The organism is Collinsella aerofaciens (assembly GCF_015670745.1).
Lineage (GTDB): Bacteria > Actinomycetota > Coriobacteriia > Coriobacteriales > Coriobacteriaceae > Collinsella > Collinsella aerofaciens_T.
Map to the genome: position 1 here is coordinate 59,773 of NZ_JADPCH010000008.1, position 16,672 is coordinate 76,444.

The following is a 16,672-nucleotide window of genomic DNA, read 5'->3' on the forward strand; positions in this document are numbered from 1 at the left end:
TGGACGCGCCCGTTCTCGTCTACAATATCGTGCAGACGAAGGAGAGGCGTGCCCATGATCAAGATGTTTGCGAGTGACTTAGACGGAACGCTGCTGAACGCCCTGCATGAGGCAGATGGGACCATCCGTCGTGCCATTCGCGAGCTGACCGAGGCTGGCTTGCATGTGGTTCCCGCGACCGGGCGCTCGACGCTGCCGGTCGGCGAGCATGGCTTTACGGGTCTGGCGCTCGATGCCTGCTGCTCTAACGGCTCCATCGTGCGCGACAGTCATGGCGAGGTGCTCAAGACCTGGACCATCGACCCGCAGGTTACCGAGGAACTGCTCAAGGCGTTCCCGGACATTTGCTTCGATTGCTCCACGCCCGATGGCATGTTTTCGAGCGGTTCGTTCGAGATGCACCAAGCGGGCTTTAAAAAGGACAGCCCTATCAAGCGTATCGTGATGCGTGGCATGCGTGCACGTGGCGGGTATCACGAGGAACAATATTTCGACCAGTCGATCGGTGACATCCTGCGCCACGATGTGTGCAAGATCAACTGCCGCGTGACCTCGCCCGAGCTGGAGCGCGACCTTAAGGCGTATTTGGTCGAGCGCTCGGACCGCGTGGTCAACGCGCCGTTCGATCCGGTGATGTTCGAGATCACGGACGTGGCGTGCAACAAGGGCGAGAGCGTGGCCTGGCTGGCGGGTTACTACGGTATTGCCGAGGACGAGGTCGCGGTCTACGGCGACGGCGGCAACGACATTGCCATGCTCAAGCGTTTCCGCCACAGCTACGCGACCAAAAACGCAAGCGATGCCGCCAAGGCCGCCGCGAGCGCGACCATCGGCAGCTGCATGGTCCACGCCGTCCCCAAACACATGCTCGCCACCATGCACAAGCAAAACTCCCGCACCGTCATCGAATAATGTGACAAAGGGACAGTCACTTTGTCACAGGTGATGCTGGTCTCTTGAAATGCGAACAAACATTCGCATATCTAACTGCGCTTTGATAGAATCGGTATCGTTGACGGCAGTTCCATGTGCCGGGCAGCGCCCTCCATCCGATGGGAGGTGATGCCCATGACCGATTTGATTGATTTCGTGAGACTTCTGACCGCTTTGGTTTCGTTCTTCACGGCGCTTGTCGGCCTTTCCGAGGCACTCAAGCAGCGTTCGAAGCGCAACAGAAGGGGTCGCCGCCGCTAAGGCGTTGACCCCCTAATGCAAACAACGGCGCTGCCCAGCTTTCCAGAACTTGGGCTGCCGTCGACACTATTCTACCCACGAATGACATTTTGAACAATTGGCAATGCCGCTTCAAAAGCCAGGCACAACTGGCACAACCTAGGCGGTCGCTGAATGTGACAAAGGGACTGTCCCTTTGTCACATTCTAAATATTGCCTTTACGTGTTGATACACACGGTGTGCAATAATACTCGCACTGTGCAATAGCGCACAGGCTGAGTAACAAGGAGGACGTTTGTCCCAGCTCGAGAAATGCGATCGCCGGTCCCTTCGCTCGCAGCGCGCCCTTCGCCAGGCGCTTGCCAGCGAGCTTGCCGAAAGCGGCGACCTTTCGCGCATTAATGTCGCGTCGCTCACCGAGCGCGCTGGCCTTACGCGCCGCACGTTCTATTCGCACTACCGCGATATCCCCGACTTTATCAATCAAATCGAGGACGGCTTGCTGGCCGAGATCCGTGAGCGCATTGAGCTCATCACCGCAGCTCAGCTGCCTGATCTCTATCACAACATCGATGAGCTCGAGCCGGCGCCTGGTTCGGTTGAGTTGCTGCGCTACCTTGCGGCCAACCGCGACTTAATCGGTGCGCTGCTGGGTCCGGGCGGCGACCAGGCCTTCATTAAGCGAATCATCGATACCGCACGCGAGGCCGTGGTGCCGCGTGCACAGACGGGCATTTTGGGCTTGGCGCTGGGCACCTTCTTTGACTACTACGTCACCTACGTCGTGAGTGCCGAGGTCGGCATGATTCAGCGCTGGTTTGAGCGTGGGCTTACCGAATCGCCCGAGGCCATGGCGCGCATTATGACGGTGCTCGCTTTTGTGCGCCCTGGTGACCTGTATGGCCAACCCATTGATATCAACGTGCCGGAATACGGCATGAAGCTATTGAACCTACAGCTCGAGGACGCGGCCGACACCGCCGCAGCTGTCGAGTCAAACAACTAAGAGGAGAGACAATGAGCAAACTCGTCGAGGGCATCAAGGACCGTATGGTCGCTGCCGCGCGTGAGGCTGCACCCGCCGTGGTGGATGCCGCGCAGAAGGCCGCGACCGCGGCTGCCGAAAAAGTTGCCGAGGCAGTTGCCGATGCCAAGAACGCGGCAGGGGAGACGTCCGCCGCCAGCGAGCCCGCCGCCGCCCCCGTAGCCGTCACCGCCGCCCACGCCCCCGAAGGCGCGATCTTCAACCCCGAGAACGCCCGTGGCAACCTGCACCTGGGCATCGACGTGGGCTCTACCACCGTTAAGCTCGCTGTGCTCAACGACGACAACCAGATTGTCTACGCCAAGTACCAGCGCCATCACACCGATGTCCGCGCCTGTGCCCGCGACTTGTTCGAAGGCGCCGCGACCGTGTTGCCGACGGCCCAAATGACCTGCGCCATTACCGGCTCGGGTGGCCTGCTGCTGTCCCAGTGGCTCGACCTGGAGTTTGTCCAGGAGGTCATCGCCAGCAAGCGCGCCGTCGAGACCCTCATCCCGGCCACCGATGTCGCCATCGAGTTGGGCGGCGAGGACGCCAAGATCATCTACTTCGACAACGGCATCGAGCAGCGCATGAACGGCACCTGCGCCGGCGGCACGGGCGCCTTCATCGACCAGATGGCCACTCTGCTGCACACCGACGCCAGCGGCCTTAACGAACTCGCGGCCAACGCCACCACCATCTATCCCATCGCCAGCCGCTGCGGCGTTTTTGCCAAGACCGACGTGCAGCCGCTGCTCAACGAAGGCGCCCGTCCCGAGGACGTCGCCGCTTCCATCTTCCAGGCCGTCGTGACCCAGACCATCTCGGGCCTGGCGTGCGGCCGTCCCATCCGCGGTAACGTCGCCTTCTTGGGCGGCCCGCTGCAGTATCTCTCCGAGCTGCGCCATCGCTTCTACCTCACGCTCAACCTGGACGAGGAGCACCGCATTGTGCCCCAAAACGCCCACCTGTTTGTGGCGAGCGGCGCCGCCATGGCGCATGAGTCCAACAAGCTCAGCACGTTCCCGCAGCTCATCGAGGCTATCGATGCCCTGGGTGACACACAGGGTGCCGAGGTCGAGCGTCTGGACCCGCTCTTTGCCACCGACGAGGACTTTGCCGAGTTCAAGACCCGCCACGACCAGGAAGTCGTTCCCAAGGGCAAGCTCGACGGCTACACCGGCCGCGTGTTCATTGGCATCGACGCCGGTTCCACCACCATGAAGGCCGCGCTCGTGGGCGAGGACGGCCAGCTGCTGCACACCTGGTACGGTAACAACAACGGCGACATCCTTGGCACGGCCAAGGTCATCATGGCCGATTTCTACAACCACATCCCCGCCGGCTGCACCATCGGCCACGTGACCACCACGGGCTACGGCGAGGCGCTGCTCATCGAGGCCCTCAAGGCCGACTCCGGCGAGATTGAGACCGTCGCGCACCTGCGCGGCGCCAAGGCATTCCTGCCCGGCGTCGAGTTCATCCTGGACATCGGCGGTCAGGACATGAAGTGCCTGCGCGTCAAGGACGGTGTTATCGAGCACATCATGCTCAACGAGGCCTGCTCGTCGGGCTGCGGCAGCTTTATCGAGAGTTTTGCCGTCTCTATGAACATGGACGTGCGCGCGTTCGCCGATGCCGCTATCCATGCCAAGGCCCCCGTCGACCTGGGTAGCCGCTGCACGGTCTTTATGAACTCGCGCGTCAAGCAGGCGCAAAAGGAAGGCGCCACGGTGGGCGACATCGCGGCCGGCCTGTCCTATTCCGTCATCAAGAATGCCCTGTTCAAGGTCATTAAGCTGCGCGACCCCAAGGAGATCGGCAGCCAGGTGATCGTCCAGGGCGGCACCTTTATGTCCGACGCCACGCTTCGCGCATTTGAGCAGCTCACCGGCGTTCATGCCGTGCGTCCCGACATCGCCGGCTGCATGGGAGCCTATGGTGCGGCCCTGCTCGCTCGCGATCGCGCCGGCGCCGATGGCACCTCGACCATCCTTTCAGCCGAGGACATCGCGCACCTCACCGTGACGCAAAAGCATGTCCGCTGCGGCCGTTGCTCCAACAACTGCCAGCTCACCGTCAACGACTTTGGCGGCGGCAGGCGCTTTATCACCGGCAACCGCTGCGAGAAGGGCGCCGGCCACAAAAAGCAGAAGACCGAGGCCCCCAACCTCTTCAAAAAGAAAAACGATCTGCTGTTTAACCGCGAGGTGCTGAGCCCCGACGAGGCCCCGCGCGGCACCGTCGGCATCCCGCGCGCACTCAACATGTACGAGAACTACCCCTTCTGGCATGCGTTCTTTACGCGCCTGGGCTTTAGCGTGCAGCTGTCCGACCAGTCGAGCAAAAAGACCTACCAGGCGGGCATCGAGTCCATGCCGTCCGAGAGCGTGTGCTATCCGGCCAAGATGAGCCACGGCCACGTGATGAACCTTATCGACCGTGACGTCGACTTTATCTGGATGCCGTGCGTGCGCTGGGAGCGCAAGGAGGATCCGACCGCCGGTAACTGCTATAACTGCCCCATCGTCATGAGCTACCCCACGGCGTTGGCACTCAACATCGACGAGATCCGCGAGCAGAACATCGAGTTCCTGTATCCGTTTGTGCCGTATCACGACAAGACCGAGCTCAAGCGCCGCCTGTACCAGGTGCTCGCCGTCGACCGCGTGGCCGATGCTGAGGCCGGTCGCGGTCGCGTGCGCGGTCCCAAGATCACGCGCTCCGAGGTCGATGCCGCTGTCAACGCTGCCTTTGAGGCCGATGCGCGCTTCCACGAGGACATCCAGACCATGGGCGAGGAGGCCCTTAAGTGGGTCGAGGATCACGGCGGCCACGGTATCGTACTCGCCGGCCGTCCCTACCATAACGACCCCGAGATCAACCATGCCCTACCCGAGCTTATCTCGAGCTTTGGCTTCGCGGTCTTTACCGAGGATTCGCTTGCGCACCTGGTGAAGCCCGAGCGTCCGATTCGCGTCGTCGACCAGTGGATGTACCACAGCCGCCTGTATGCCGTCGCCCGTTTTGTGACGATGCGCAACGACCTGGACCTGATCCAGCTCAACTCTTTCGGCTGCGGCCTGGACGCTCTGACCACCGACCAGGTGCAGGAGATTCTGGAGGCCAGCGGCAAGATCTACACCGTGCTCAAGATCGACGAGGTGTCCAACCTGGGCGCCGCGCGCATCCGCATCCGCTCGCTCATGGCAGCGCTCAAGGACCAGGAGGCCGAGCGCTTGGCCGAGGCCACGGCCGCGGGCGAGGCCTACGAGCAGGGCGACGCCGCGCCGGTGGCGCCCTCCACGGATGCCCCCGCGTTCGCGAGCCGCAAGTACACGTTTGAGGCCCAGCGTGAGAGCGCGTCGACCGCGTGGCCCAAGGTACCCTTCACCGAGCAGATGCGCGAGGAGGGCTATACCATCCTGTGCCCGCAGATGGCGCCGATCCACTTTGATCTGGTCAAAGAGGTGTTCCGTGGTGCCGGCTACAACCTGGAGCTGCTGCCCTCGACTGATCACGATGCCGTCGAGGCCGGTCTGCGCTATGTGAACAATGACATCTGCTATCCGTCGATCCTGGTGACGGGCCAGATCATGGAGGCCATCGAGAGCGGTCGGTACGACCTGTCTAAGACGGCCGTGGTTATCAGCCAGACCGGCGGTGGCTGCCGTGCCACCAACTACATCGCGCTCATTCGCAAGGCCCTGCGCGAGAGCGGCCACCCCGAGATCCCGGTGATCTCGCTTTCGGCCGTGGCGCTCGGCGAGGACAACCCTGGCTTTAAGATTACGCCGGCGCTGCTCAAGCAGGCGGTCTACGCGGTGCTCTTTGGCGACGTGATGATGCAGATGCTCTACCGCTGCCGCCCGTACGAGGCCACGCCCGGCGCCGCCAACGCGCTCTACGAGGAGTACATGGCGCGCGCCCGCAAACTGGCGCCCAAGTTCAACCGCCACAACTACACCAAGCTGTGCCGCGAGGCCATCCGCGCGTTCGACACCATGCCGCTTGCGGGCGAGGGCACCAAGCCGCGCGTGGGCGTGGTCGGCGAGATCCTGGTCAAGTTCCATCCCACGGCCAACAACCACGTGGTCGACGTTATCGAGCGCGAGGGCTGTGAGGCCGTGGTGCCGGGCCTGCTCGACTTCTTCCTGTACTCCATGAGCAACGCCGAGCTGCAGAAGGACGAGCTGGGAAGCTCTGCCACTACGCGCGCTGGTATGCAGGCGCTCATCAAGCTCGTGGACTGGATGCGTACGCCGGTGGAGGAGATGCTCGAAAAGTCCCGCCGCTTCGAGGCACCCGAGCGCATCGGCACCATGGCCGACAAGGCCCGCACGGTGCTTTCGGTGTGCAACAACATGGGCGAAGGCTGGCTGCTCACGGCCGAGATGCTCGACCTGATCGATCACGGTGCGCCCAACATCATCTGCACGCAGCCCTTCGCGTGCCTGCCCAACCATGTGGTGGGCAAGGCCGTGATCAAGGAGCTGCGCCGCCAACATCCCGAGAGCAACATCGTCGCGGTGGACTACGACCCCGGTGCATCCGAGGTCAACCAGCTCAACCGCATTAAGCTCATGATTAGCGTGGCCAAGGAAAACATGCGCGCCGGCAAGGGCTTTAAGCTCGAGAAGGTAGCGCCGCTCGCGATGGATGAGGTCACCGGCCAGATGCGTGCCCATGATGGCTGCGTGAGCTGCGGCTCGGTCGATGAGAGTGCTGTGGCGTCGGTCGCTGAGCGCCTGGGACGCGGCATTAAGAAGTAGCTTGCCTGCTATGGGCTAGATATGAGACAAACGGGTGGTGGCCGTACCGGCTACCACCCGTTTTTGCTGGACATATGTTGCGCAAATGACCTTGCTACAGCCTTCCGTGGGCTTGCCCGATTTCTGGGCCGGCTCGGGCTTTGAAGACAAGTTATTGCAGGCCCAGGGCGATTTCTCGCTCAATGCAGGCCGGCACAGCGTGACCTATCTGCCAAACGACGAGACGACCGCTACGGTCTACCCATCGCCACCTACGAGATGGAAGCCGAAAAGTACATCTACCGCGTGTACAAGTACGAGCTGTAGCGTTGCGCTTAGGTTTGACCAATGGAGTATGAAAACACGCCGTTCGCCGATGCCCCCTCCGCGAGTGGCAGCCATATGGTTTGATGTCAGAAACATATAGTTGTCGCCAGCCTGCTGGCGACGTTCCCCCTGATATCGGAGGTTCCAGGTATGTTTCACGCTCCGTTAAACAACTATCGGTTGGGCTAACATGGGTCGCCGTGCTATTTCGATAACCCTTGCAGTGGTCTGCCTGGCTGTGCTCCTGGGCGCTACAGGGCTGTTTGCTATAAGTCGAGAAACGTCCTATATGCAGGAATGCGCTTCCGAAGGGTTTGCCATTGACGGTTACTATCGGGACGACAAGACGAGTCTGGAAACCCTGGCCTTTCTTGAAGAGGATAACCATCGGTGGCAACTGGTCGACAAAGACGGCAGCTGCGTAGACGGGCAGTTTAAGCGTACGGATGACCCCAACATCCTGATATTAAAGAAGGAAAACGGCGAAGAATTCGGTACGGTTCACGTGGCGTATACGTCACGCCGACGCGAGCAGGGCCAGCTCTATCTATTTAGAGATAGCAAAGTGACCCGATTTTATCTTGTGAGCACCGATCCGGCGTTTACGGTGGAGTCTGGCGATGTCGATGCGGACGTCTGATTCACGGCAATAAAACAGCGAGCGGGGCGCGGACGTGAACTACGTCCCGCTTTTTGCATGTGCCTGCGTCGCGTCTGAGCCTCGCCGCGACTTGCGCCTGTGCGCGGGAGCCATCCCATGCTCCGCATTACTCCACATCAAACTCCACGCGATCGAGTTCGGGCACGTTGAGGTCAATGAGCTTGCGGGCGACGTGACGGTCGTGTGCCCCAAGCGCCTCGCTTGTCGTCACATGGGCGACAATTTCGCGCTCGACGATGCCCTCCTCGTCGCCTTCGGTGGTCGAGGTCTCGACGGCAACGGTGTAATCCTTAAAGCCCGGCAGCACCGCGGCGAGCTCGCGCGTGGTTTCGGTGACGCCGTAGCCGTCCTGCATGCCGGCCTGCGCCGAGCCAATGGAGCCCGCGGTCATGACGATGCAGGGGATGGTAAAGATCATCGTGCCCACAATGATGCGGCGGCGCACCTTGCGTGACAGCTCGTTGACCTCGGCGTCTTCCTCAGCGGTCACAATGCCGTCGCCGTTAAGGTCGCGCTTGAGCGGCACGCGCAGAAGAAGCAGCACGGCTTCGGCCGCGAGTGCGATAAAGATTACGTTGATGCCAAACTCGTAGAGCGCCGAGAGAAACAGCGACCCGCTTGCGATGGCGATGCCGTAGCCCGCCGCGCACAGGGGCGGCATGAGCGCGGTCGCTACGGCCACGCCGGCGATGAGCGTGGCGGGTTCCTGGTCGCGCGAGTTGCCCAGCCCGCCCGCAAAGCCGCCCGCGAGCGCGACGGCAAGGTCCCATATGGTGGGTGTCGAGTTGTCGATGATGGCGGCCGTGGTGGTGCCAAGGGGCGAGAGCTTAAAATACAGCGTGGACGTGACCAGGCAAAAGACCATCTGCAGTGCGAGGCTGGCAATGGCCTCGACGGTGATCTCGCGGTCGAGCGTGGCAATGCCGTATGCCATGGCAAGAACCGAGCCCATGAGCGGGCAGATGAGCATGGCGCCCACGATGGCGATGTCCGAGTCGATATCGAGGCCGATGCTTGCGATCAGCATGGCGATGATGAGGATGCACAGGTGAGAGCCGGTCAGGCGTGCCCCGTTTACAAAACGCTTGCGGATCACGTGATAGGGCGCGCGTCCCTCGCGAATGTTGAACGCGCGCTTTAAAAAGCGACCAGCCTGTTCGGCAGCCTCACTATGGGCAGGGCGGATGCCATGGCGCCGGTGATGGCGTTCACGCAGTCGCTTGAGCTGTTGTCTATCGAGTTCCATGTTCACCTCGTTCTGACACGGGCCCGCATATCTCGCCCGTCGCCCATACTCTACACCGCGGCGGGCGGGGTGCCTGCTCGATGCGGAATCCGATAGGGCGGATGACGCGGGAGCAAATGCAAATCATAGGCTCAATTCGATCCTGCAAGAATACGATGCACCAGTTCCTACATATGTGACGAAATTGTGAAGCACGAGAGCGCGAATTTCAAAAAATTCGCTGGTGACCAATGTTGCGCAACAGAATTCAAAAATCGACAGCTACCGTTTGATACGTATGGATACATCCGTGTCAAAGGGAGAAAGCCATGGCAAACTACAGTCCACAACACTTTGAGCCTCGGGCCAAGGCCGTCAACGTCAAGGGCGTTGCCAACCGCGCCGTCGCAACCGTTTTGACGGCGGGCCTCATCGCTCAGCCGCTCATGTCGCCGCTGGCGGCAATCGCCGCACCGTCAACCGGTAACGGCGATTCTGTTCAGGGGGGGGGGTAGTTCTGTAGAGAATACCGTTGCCGCCGGTAACCAAGCGGTCGTAAAGACGGCTGCCCAGCTGGCCGAGGAGTCGGCAAAGCAGCTCAAGGACGCTCGGGCCGCCTACGATGCCGCCCAGAAGAAGGCCGACGCGGCGGGCCAGTCTCAAAAGCAGGCACAGCAGCAAAAGAATCAGGCCTCGCAGGCCGTGACCGATAACGCCGCCGAGCAGAACGAGGCCGAGGTAGCCGCGCTTCAGGAGAAGATCGACGAGCTTAAGGCAGCCGTCGAAAAGACCGAGCAGCAGCAGAAGAAGCTGGGCGACCTGAACGATCAGCTCGAACAGGCCAACAAGAGTGTCGAGGATAAGACCCAGGCGCTCAAGGACGCCAAGGCAAAGCAGGATGAGGCCAAGAAGGCCCTCGATGATGCCCAGGCCAAGCTCGAGGCCATGGGTATGGACGAGTACGAGGCCGCCAAGAAGGCCGTCGAGGACGCGCAGGCAAAGCTCGATGACGCCAATAAGGCCGTTACTACTGCACAGGACAATCTGGACCAGGCCAAGGCTGCCGAGGCCAGCGCCCAGCAGGAAAAGCAGAATACCGAGGCAGCTTTGACGACTGCCCAGGCCAAGAAGCAGGAGACTGCCGCTGCTCTCGCAGTCGCAACCACCGCGCGTGATAACGCCCAGCAGAAGTTCAACCAGGCGCAGGCCGCGCTCGATGCTGCCGTCTCGGGTACGGGTGTTGACCTGAGTGCGCTTGAGGCCGCCAAGATCGCTGCTGCTGGTGAGCTCAAGACCGCGCAGGCGGAGCTCAATGCCGCGACGGATGCCGACGCCACCGCACAGACAAATCTGCAGGCCGCCCAGGCTGCCGTCGCTGCCGCGCAGGAGAAGGCCAACGCCGCCAACGCTGCTGTGGCATCTGCCCAGTCTGCATACGATGCGGCAAACAAGGAGTACAAGGACGCGGCCAGTAAGCGTGACGCCGCGAAGACGGCATACGAGCAGGCCCAGCAGACCGAGGCCGACAAGAAGGCTGAGTACGATAAGCTTGTCGAAGTTCGCAAGCAGAAGCGCAGCGAGTGGGAGGCAGCCTGCGCCGCTTCGAACGCCGCGGAAAAGGCTTATGACGCTGCTAATGCCCAGGTTGAGGCTCTTGAGCAGCAGATTGCAGACCTAAAGTCCAACATGACCGTTGACCAGGAAGTCATCAATAAGGGCATGCTCGGCTTTATGGCCTACATCAGCAACAGCAGCGATTTCACCGCCCAGCAGAAGTCAAATGCAAGTACCGCCGCGTCGATGCTCATGGGGACGACAGAGAAACAGGACTGGTATGACAAGTACGTCGATCAGGACATGTCTCGCGACACCAATCCGCTCTCCTTGGAGCAGATGCGTAACGCCCTGACCTACCTCGATACCCAGAACAACCTCCGCAAGGCGAACGGCCAGTCTGAGCTTAGCGTCAGCCTCCGCATGACTGCGGCAGCCGCCCTCAATACATCATATTCATCGAACATCTGGGGACACTCGAACTGCTATTTCGATCAAGGTGAGAATCTTGCAGGCGGCGGCGGGGCATACACCGGAGGCGAGACCGAGGATACCCTCGGCTGGCCATATACCGGTCTCTACACCCAGGAGAAAAAGGCGTTCGATAAGTACGTCGGGCAGTATGGTGACGCACTTGGAAGCCATCGATATGATTCCTACTATATCTACCAGCACTACAACAGCATCTACCATGAGTGCGGGCACTATCTAAACATCATCGATGCCGGCGCGAAGGCTATCGGCATCGCGACCGGTAGCGGTAAGAATACCGATTCCGAGGTAACCGTTTTCGACTATAGCGGGAGCACGGGGCAGAAGGATTTCACTGTCTCCGAGTTCAAGAAGCTCGTGAACGACTACATCGACTCTGCCTATAACGCTGGCGGCACGCAGGCGCAGAAGGCGCAGCTCAAGGAGCTTCAGGGCAAGCTCGCCGAGGCGCAGAAGAACTTTGGAACTACTAGGGAAGCTTACTTCGCAGCTGTAAACGGGCAGGATGCCGCCCAGGACGCTTTCACCGCAGCCGATGTGAACATGAACACCGCCAAGGGTGAGTACGAGAAGGCTAAGTCCGGTACCGCCGCCGCGAAGACGGCATGCGACGCCGCGAAGGACGCACTCGGCGGAATCGACATCGAGTCCCTCAAGCAGAACCTCGATGCCGCCAAGGCCGAGGCCGCTACTGCCCAGGCGGCTCTCGATAAGGCAAACGCCACGCTTGCTGACAGCAAGACGAAGGCAGCCGAGGCCGCTGCTCACAAGGCGAAGGTTCACAGCGCCCGCGATGCCGCCAAGGCAAAGTCCGAACAGGCCAATGAGGCGTATGACAACGCCACGGTTTCGGTCAAGGACCTTGCTGCCAAGCGCGATGCCGCCCAAGCGGGCCTTGCGAATAAGCAGGGCTCGCTTGACGAGGCAAAGAAGGCCGACGATGCCGCCCAGGCTGGTGTAGACAAGGCCCAGGCCGCAGATGTCCAGGCCGCGACTGCTCTTTTGGACGCCAAGCAGGCGGTTGCCGCCAAGGCGCAGGCCCTGTCCGACGCACAGGAGAAGGTCAAGGCCGCCGAGGGCGAGCTTGCCACCGCAAACAAGGCCTTCGAGCGCTTCGCCGGCGCCCAGAAGGCGGTCGACGACGCCAAGGCCGCCTATGACGCCGCCGTCGCCGGTGTCGCCGATGCCCAGAAGCAGCTCGAGGCCGCCAACGAAGCCGTCGTCGATGCGAACCTCGATATCTTCAAGGCCAAGGCAGAGCTTGCCAACGACGAGGCACTCAAGGCCGATCTTGAGGCTGTCGATCACAAGGCATCCCTTGCCGCGGGCACGACGGGCAACGAGAAGCTGGTCAAGCTGAACGCTGCCTACGCTCGCTATAAGGCTGCCGTCGATGCCGCCGCTGGTCTCAAGGCTGCTTTGAGCGATGCCGATGCCAAGCTGTCCGATGCCAACGACGCCTATGCCGCCGCGCTTGCCGAGCTTGGCGATGCCAAGGATGCCCTGGCTGCCGCGCAGGCCGAGTACGACAAGTATCATCCCAAGGCCGAGCCGCAGGCCAAGGCTCAGGTTGCGCAGGCTGCTGCAAAGGCTCCTGTCGCCAAGAAGAAGGCCACGTCGGCCGCGCTCGCCCAGACTGGCGATGACTCCGCTCTTGCGGGCGAGGTGTTCGTCATCGGCGGTATCACCCTCGTGGCCGCTGGTGTGATGCTGAGCGATCGTCGTCGCAAGCAGATGTAGCGTTTCGAGCGTAGTTTCTGCAACGAACTTCGGTTCATAGCAGGAGCGCTTCGATGGCTTAACCGATAAGGCCGGCGCGCTGTCATACGCAGCGCGCTGGCCTTTCTTTGTTTCGATATCAAAAAGCCCGGTCGGTAGCCGCGAAAGCTACCGACCGGGCAAATCGTAGGCAATATGGTTGCTGTCGAGCAGCTGCTCGACTTAGCCCAGCAGGCTCAGACCCACGGAGACAAACGCCAGGATAACGCCGACGATGGACTCGCCGCCGAGCAGGCCGCTGGCGACAACCAGGCCCTGCTCCTGGAAGGCGGCATCCTTGGCGGCCTTCTCCTCGTCCGAAAGACCGGCCTCGGCGTCGCGGTGTGCGGCCCACTTGTCGTAGGCGAGCTTGACGCAGGAGCCCAAGAAGGCCGTGAGAGACATGTAGAACGGCAGATACACGCCCAGACCGATCATCATGGCCGGAATCCCGAGCCAGTACATGACGATGCCGGCGATAAAGCCGCCTGCGAACCACGGCACGCTCGGGATGCCCGAGACCATGGTGGCGACCACGCTTGCCTGCGCGGCAACGAAGCTCTTGTCGGGGCCGAAGGCGTCCGGACCATAGGCGGTGACGAGCGCGACCATGACGGCGGCGGCGACCAGGGCGCCCACGATGCCGCCGATGGCCTGGCCAACCCACTGTGCGCGCGGGTTGGTGCCCAGCACGGCGCCGGCCTTAAAGTCGTTCATGACGTCGCCCGCAAGGCCGCACGCCACGGCCACGATGCCGGCGATAAAGAACAGCTTGACCTGCGCGAGCTGCGCGAAGGCAGCCACGATGAGCATGACGATGAGGCCAAAGATCTCCATGGGGTCGATGCCCGTCTGGCCGCAGCTCTGTGCGCTCATGATGGTGGTGACAAAGGTGAACAGCGTGACGATGACGGCTGGGACGGGACCGAGGTCGAGCGCGATGGCAACGATCACAGCGATGGCTGCGGTGCCCAGGCCGATGATGCCGGCGTCGAGCTTAAGCGAGCCCGAGATAAGCGACTGCTCGTCGGTGTCGGTGGAGCTGTCGGCGGCGAGGCCACGGACGATACCGGCGACCTGCGGCAGGATGTCCTTAAGGACGACGGCGACGCCAAAGCCCATCATAAGACCCATACCGAGGGATTTGACGATACCCTGCGCGGTCACAATATCGAACAGGCCAGCAGCGGTGCCGCCAACGATGATGCCAAAGTTGCCCAGCAGCGCGCCGGCAAACCAGAAGGCGACGGGGGCGAAGCCCACGAGGAAGCCGATGGATAGCAGCATGGGCGAGTTGTAGATGGCAAAGGTCACGCCGGGGATATTGAGCGTGCACAGCATACTGGGCACCACGCCCAGGGCGTCGCGCAGCACGCTGTAGATGCCTGCGATGGCCATGGAGCCAAAGAGCTGCTTACCGGTCTTGCCGCCGGCCTCGGTAGCACGTAGGGTCTGAGCTGCGGCGTTGCCGGTGGGGAACTCCAGCGCGGCGTCCACGATAAAGTGACGGTGGATGAGCGCTGTCGCTAGAAGGCCCAAGATGGTGCCGGCGAGCGCCACGATAAACATGTCGAGCCAGCTGATCTGGTCGGCATAGCCCAACATCCAGGCGCCCGGGATGGTAAACGCCAGGCCGCCGGCGACCATGGCGCCCGCAGACATGATGGTGTGGGTGACGTTGGCCTCGTTGAGGCTGGCGTTGCCCATGAGCTTCAGGAAGAACAGCGAAATGACGGCAGCGAAAATGATCGGCCAGGGGAGGGCGCCCATCTTGAGGGCGGTATAGGCCGAGCTTGCCGTGATGATCACGCAGCCAAGGACGCCGATGACGACGCCGCGCAGCGTGAGTTGACCGCGCATCGAGGTGCGGTTCGAGGGATTGCTCATATAGAACTCCTTTGCGTATATCCGCTTCCCCCGGGAGCGCCGCTACGGATACGGCGCGGGAAGTCGGGTTACCAAGGGCCGCCGCGTGAGCTCGCGAACGACCGCGCACCAGTATAGCGGCACGGCAGCTCATTTGGGACGGGGCTTTTTAGCTACCCCGAGCGAAGCCGAAGGATGATTATTCTGGGACGGGGATTTAAAAATCATTGTGTACCTAATGATTTTTAAATCCCCGTCCCAGAATAATCATCGGGATATACTGCTGGGCAGACGAAAGGAGTGCCGACGATGCTTAATGGGTGCACATATATATTGACGGTCGACGTGGGCAACACGTTCATTCGCTTTGGCCTGTTTGCCGAGGATTCGGCCGCGGCACAGGAATGCCCGCTTGCGACGTGCGAGATCACCACGCCGTCGAGCATCACAGCAGACGAGGCACGCATGCGTCTCGTGCAGGTCATGGCCGCACTGGCGGCCGATGCGGGCATGCCGGGTGCGCTTGTGCCCGCGGCTGCTGTGCTGAGCTGCGTGGTCCCGGCGCTCGAGCGCCCGTGGAAGGCGGCACTTTCCCGTACCTGCACGGGGCGCGTGCTCACGGTGGGGCCGGGCCTCAAGACCGGCATACCCGTGCACTACGATGACCCGGCCGAGATCGGTCCCGACCGCATCGCCGACGCCGTGGCGGCCCGCGCCGTCTACGGCTCGCCGTGCATCGTGATCGACCTGGGCACGACGACCAATATCGAGGTCATCGACGCGCACGGTACCTTTGTCGGCGGCGTTATCGCGCCAGGCCTGGCCCTCGGCGCCCGTTCGCTTTCGGCGGCAGCAGCGCGCCTGCCGCAGGTTGAGCCCTCGGCGCCGACACACGTCATCGGCCGCAACACGCGTGAGGCCATGCGCTCGGGCGTGGTTCTGGGCGAGGTGGCCCGCATCGACGGCATGCTCGACATGGTGCTTGCCGAGATGCGCGCGACCAAGGCCGCGGGGGAGGGCGATGTGCCCATCGTCATTACCGGCGACGATGCCGAGGCGCTTGCGGCGCTGGTCGGCCATAGCCTGACGGTCGACGATGCGCTGACGCTGCGGGGTCTCGCCGAGCTCTACCACATCAACCAAAAGCCTCGCCGCGCGTAGCGATGGGGGCAATGGGACAAAAACGTCTCCACCTTCCACCTGCTACAATGGGTCAAACTATTGCGATTTCGGAGGTGTCTGGCATGTCGGACGATCTTCATCAAACTGCGTCGGGCAAGCGCCGCGACGTTATTAGCTGGGATGAGTTCTTTATGAGCGTGGCCATTGCCGCGCAGCGCCGCAGTAAGGACCCTAACACGCAGGTGGGAGCGTGTATCGCCAGCACTAACCACCGCATCCTTTCGGTGGGTTACAACGGTACGCCCTCGGCGCTCAACGATGACTTTTTCCCGTGGGGTACGAGCGACGACCCTCTGCAGGACAAGCACAACTACGTGGTCCATGCCGAGGCCAACGCCGTGCTCAACTACCGTGGCTCGCTCAAGGACCTCGAGGGTTCCACAGTCTACGTCACGCTATTCCCGTGCCACGACTGTGCCAAGATCCTGGCGCAGGTAGGTGTAGGCGAGGTCGTCTACCTGGACAATAAGTATGCCGATACCGATGACGGCCGTATCAGCCGCCGCATTCTCGACTCCTGCGGCATCAGCTACCGCCAGGTCATCGTCGATGTTCAGATTGGTACCGGGGGACAAGCTCAGCAGTAATATGCGTTGTCGCTATCTGGCGACGAACGCAGCTCAAAGAGCCCCGTCCCAAATTGACTACTCGTGAA

The 16,672-nt window shown here is 61.8% G+C and carries 11 protein-coding genes; 9 read left to right on the forward strand and 2 right to left on the reverse strand.

All coding sequences use genetic code 11. The features are described 5' to 3' along the window. The first annotated feature begins 54 nt into the window (after nucleotides 1–54). From I4W07_RS04345 to I4W07_RS04360, 5 genes are all read left to right on the forward strand, one after another. Nucleotides 55–912, forward strand: a complete 858-nt coding sequence (locus I4W07_RS04345) for an HAD family hydrolase (protein WP_196025735.1) — start codon at nucleotides 55–57, stop codon at nucleotides 910–912. Between the two features lie 156 nt (nucleotides 913–1,068). Continuing rightward, nucleotides 1,069–1,194 (forward strand): hypothetical protein, encoded by a 126-nt coding sequence (locus I4W07_RS09235; protein WP_022094649.1) that lies wholly within the window; start codon nucleotides 1,069–1,071, stop codon nucleotides 1,192–1,194. A 275-nt stretch (nucleotides 1,195–1,469) separates the two neighbouring features. Then, a complete protein-coding gene (locus I4W07_RS04350; protein ID WP_196025736.1) occupies nucleotides 1,470–2,180 on the forward strand; it encodes a TetR/AcrR family transcriptional regulator in 711 nt (236 codons plus the stop codon). Nucleotides 2,181–2,191: 11 nt separating this feature from the next. After that, entirely contained in the window at nucleotides 2,192–6,973 is a 4,782-nt protein-coding gene (locus I4W07_RS04355) for a 2-hydroxyacyl-CoA dehydratase (RefSeq protein WP_196025737.1), read from the forward strand. Nucleotides 6,974–7,469: 496 nt separating this feature from the next. After that, the gene (locus I4W07_RS04360; RefSeq protein WP_196025738.1) at nucleotides 7,470–7,919 is read left to right on the forward strand and encodes a hypothetical protein; all 450 of its coding nucleotides are present in this window, start codon (nucleotides 7,470–7,472) and stop codon (nucleotides 7,917–7,919) included. A gap of 127 nt (nucleotides 7,920–8,046) precedes the next feature. Here the strand turns inward: I4W07_RS04360 and I4W07_RS04365 are convergent, their stop codons facing one another. Next, complete coding sequence (locus I4W07_RS04365) at nucleotides 8,047–9,186, reverse strand: DUF389 domain-containing protein (protein ID WP_196025739.1); 1,140 nt, start codon at nucleotides 9,184–9,186, stop codon at nucleotides 8,047–8,049. Nucleotides 9,187–9,494: 308 nt separating this feature from the next. Here I4W07_RS04365 and I4W07_RS04370 point away from each other — a divergent pair, with 308 nt between their 5' ends. Next, nucleotides 9,495–9,680, forward strand: a complete 186-nt coding sequence (locus tag I4W07_RS04370; RefSeq protein WP_196025740.1) for a hypothetical protein — start codon at nucleotides 9,495–9,497, stop codon at nucleotides 9,678–9,680. Between the two features lie 187 nt (nucleotides 9,681–9,867). After that, the gene (locus I4W07_RS09315) at nucleotides 9,868–12,951 is read left to right on the forward strand and encodes a CAP domain-containing protein (protein WP_196025741.1); all 3,084 of its coding nucleotides are present in this window, start codon (nucleotides 9,868–9,870) and stop codon (nucleotides 12,949–12,951) included. Nucleotides 12,952–13,152: 201 nt separating this feature from the next. Here I4W07_RS09315 and I4W07_RS04380 read toward each other — a convergent pair whose 3' ends face one another. Continuing rightward, entirely contained in the window at nucleotides 13,153–14,856 is a 1,704-nt protein-coding gene (locus tag I4W07_RS04380) for an OPT/YSL family transporter (RefSeq protein ID WP_196025742.1), read from the reverse strand. Between the two features lie 288 nt (nucleotides 14,857–15,144). On the opposite strand from I4W07_RS04380, the gene I4W07_RS04385 reads away from it, so the two are divergent. Further along, nucleotides 15,145–15,996 carry a type III pantothenate kinase gene (locus tag I4W07_RS04385; protein ID WP_196025743.1) on the forward strand — a complete coding sequence of 284 codons (852 nt, stop codon included), beginning with the start codon at nucleotides 15,145–15,147 and terminating at the stop codon, nucleotides 15,994–15,996. Nucleotides 15,997–16,079: 83 nt separating this feature from the next. Then, the gene (locus I4W07_RS04390; protein ID WP_089572276.1) at nucleotides 16,080–16,604 is read left to right on the forward strand and encodes a deoxycytidylate deaminase; all 525 of its coding nucleotides are present in this window, start codon (nucleotides 16,080–16,082) and stop codon (nucleotides 16,602–16,604) included. Nucleotides 16,605–16,672: the final 68 nt, after the last annotated feature.

Coding starts and splice junctions, on each gene's coding strand:
- I4W07_RS04380 (WP_196025742.1), bottom strand. CDS start 14,856: ATGAGCAATCCCTCGAACCGCACCTCGATGCGCGGTCAACTCACGCTG.
- I4W07_RS09235 (WP_022094649.1), top strand. CDS start 1,069: ATGACCGATTTGATTGATTTCGTGAGACTTCTGACCGCTTTGGTTTCG.
- I4W07_RS04365 (WP_196025739.1), bottom strand. CDS start 9,186: ATGGAACTCGATAGACAACAGCTCAAGCGACTGCGTGAACGCCATCAC.
- I4W07_RS04370 (WP_196025740.1), top strand. CDS start 9,495: ATGGCAAACTACAGTCCACAACACTTTGAGCCTCGGGCCAAGGCCGTC.
- I4W07_RS04355 (WP_196025737.1), top strand. CDS start 2,192: ATGAGCAAACTCGTCGAGGGCATCAAGGACCGTATGGTCGCTGCCGCG.
- I4W07_RS04345 (WP_196025735.1), top strand. CDS start 55: ATGATCAAGATGTTTGCGAGTGACTTAGACGGAACGCTGCTGAACGCC.
- I4W07_RS04390 (WP_089572276.1), top strand. CDS start 16,080: ATGTCGGACGATCTTCATCAAACTGCGTCGGGCAAGCGCCGCGACGTT.
- I4W07_RS04360 (WP_196025738.1), top strand. CDS start 7,470: ATGGGTCGCCGTGCTATTTCGATAACCCTTGCAGTGGTCTGCCTGGCT.
- I4W07_RS04385 (WP_196025743.1), top strand. CDS start 15,145: ATGCTTAATGGGTGCACATATATATTGACGGTCGACGTGGGCAACACG.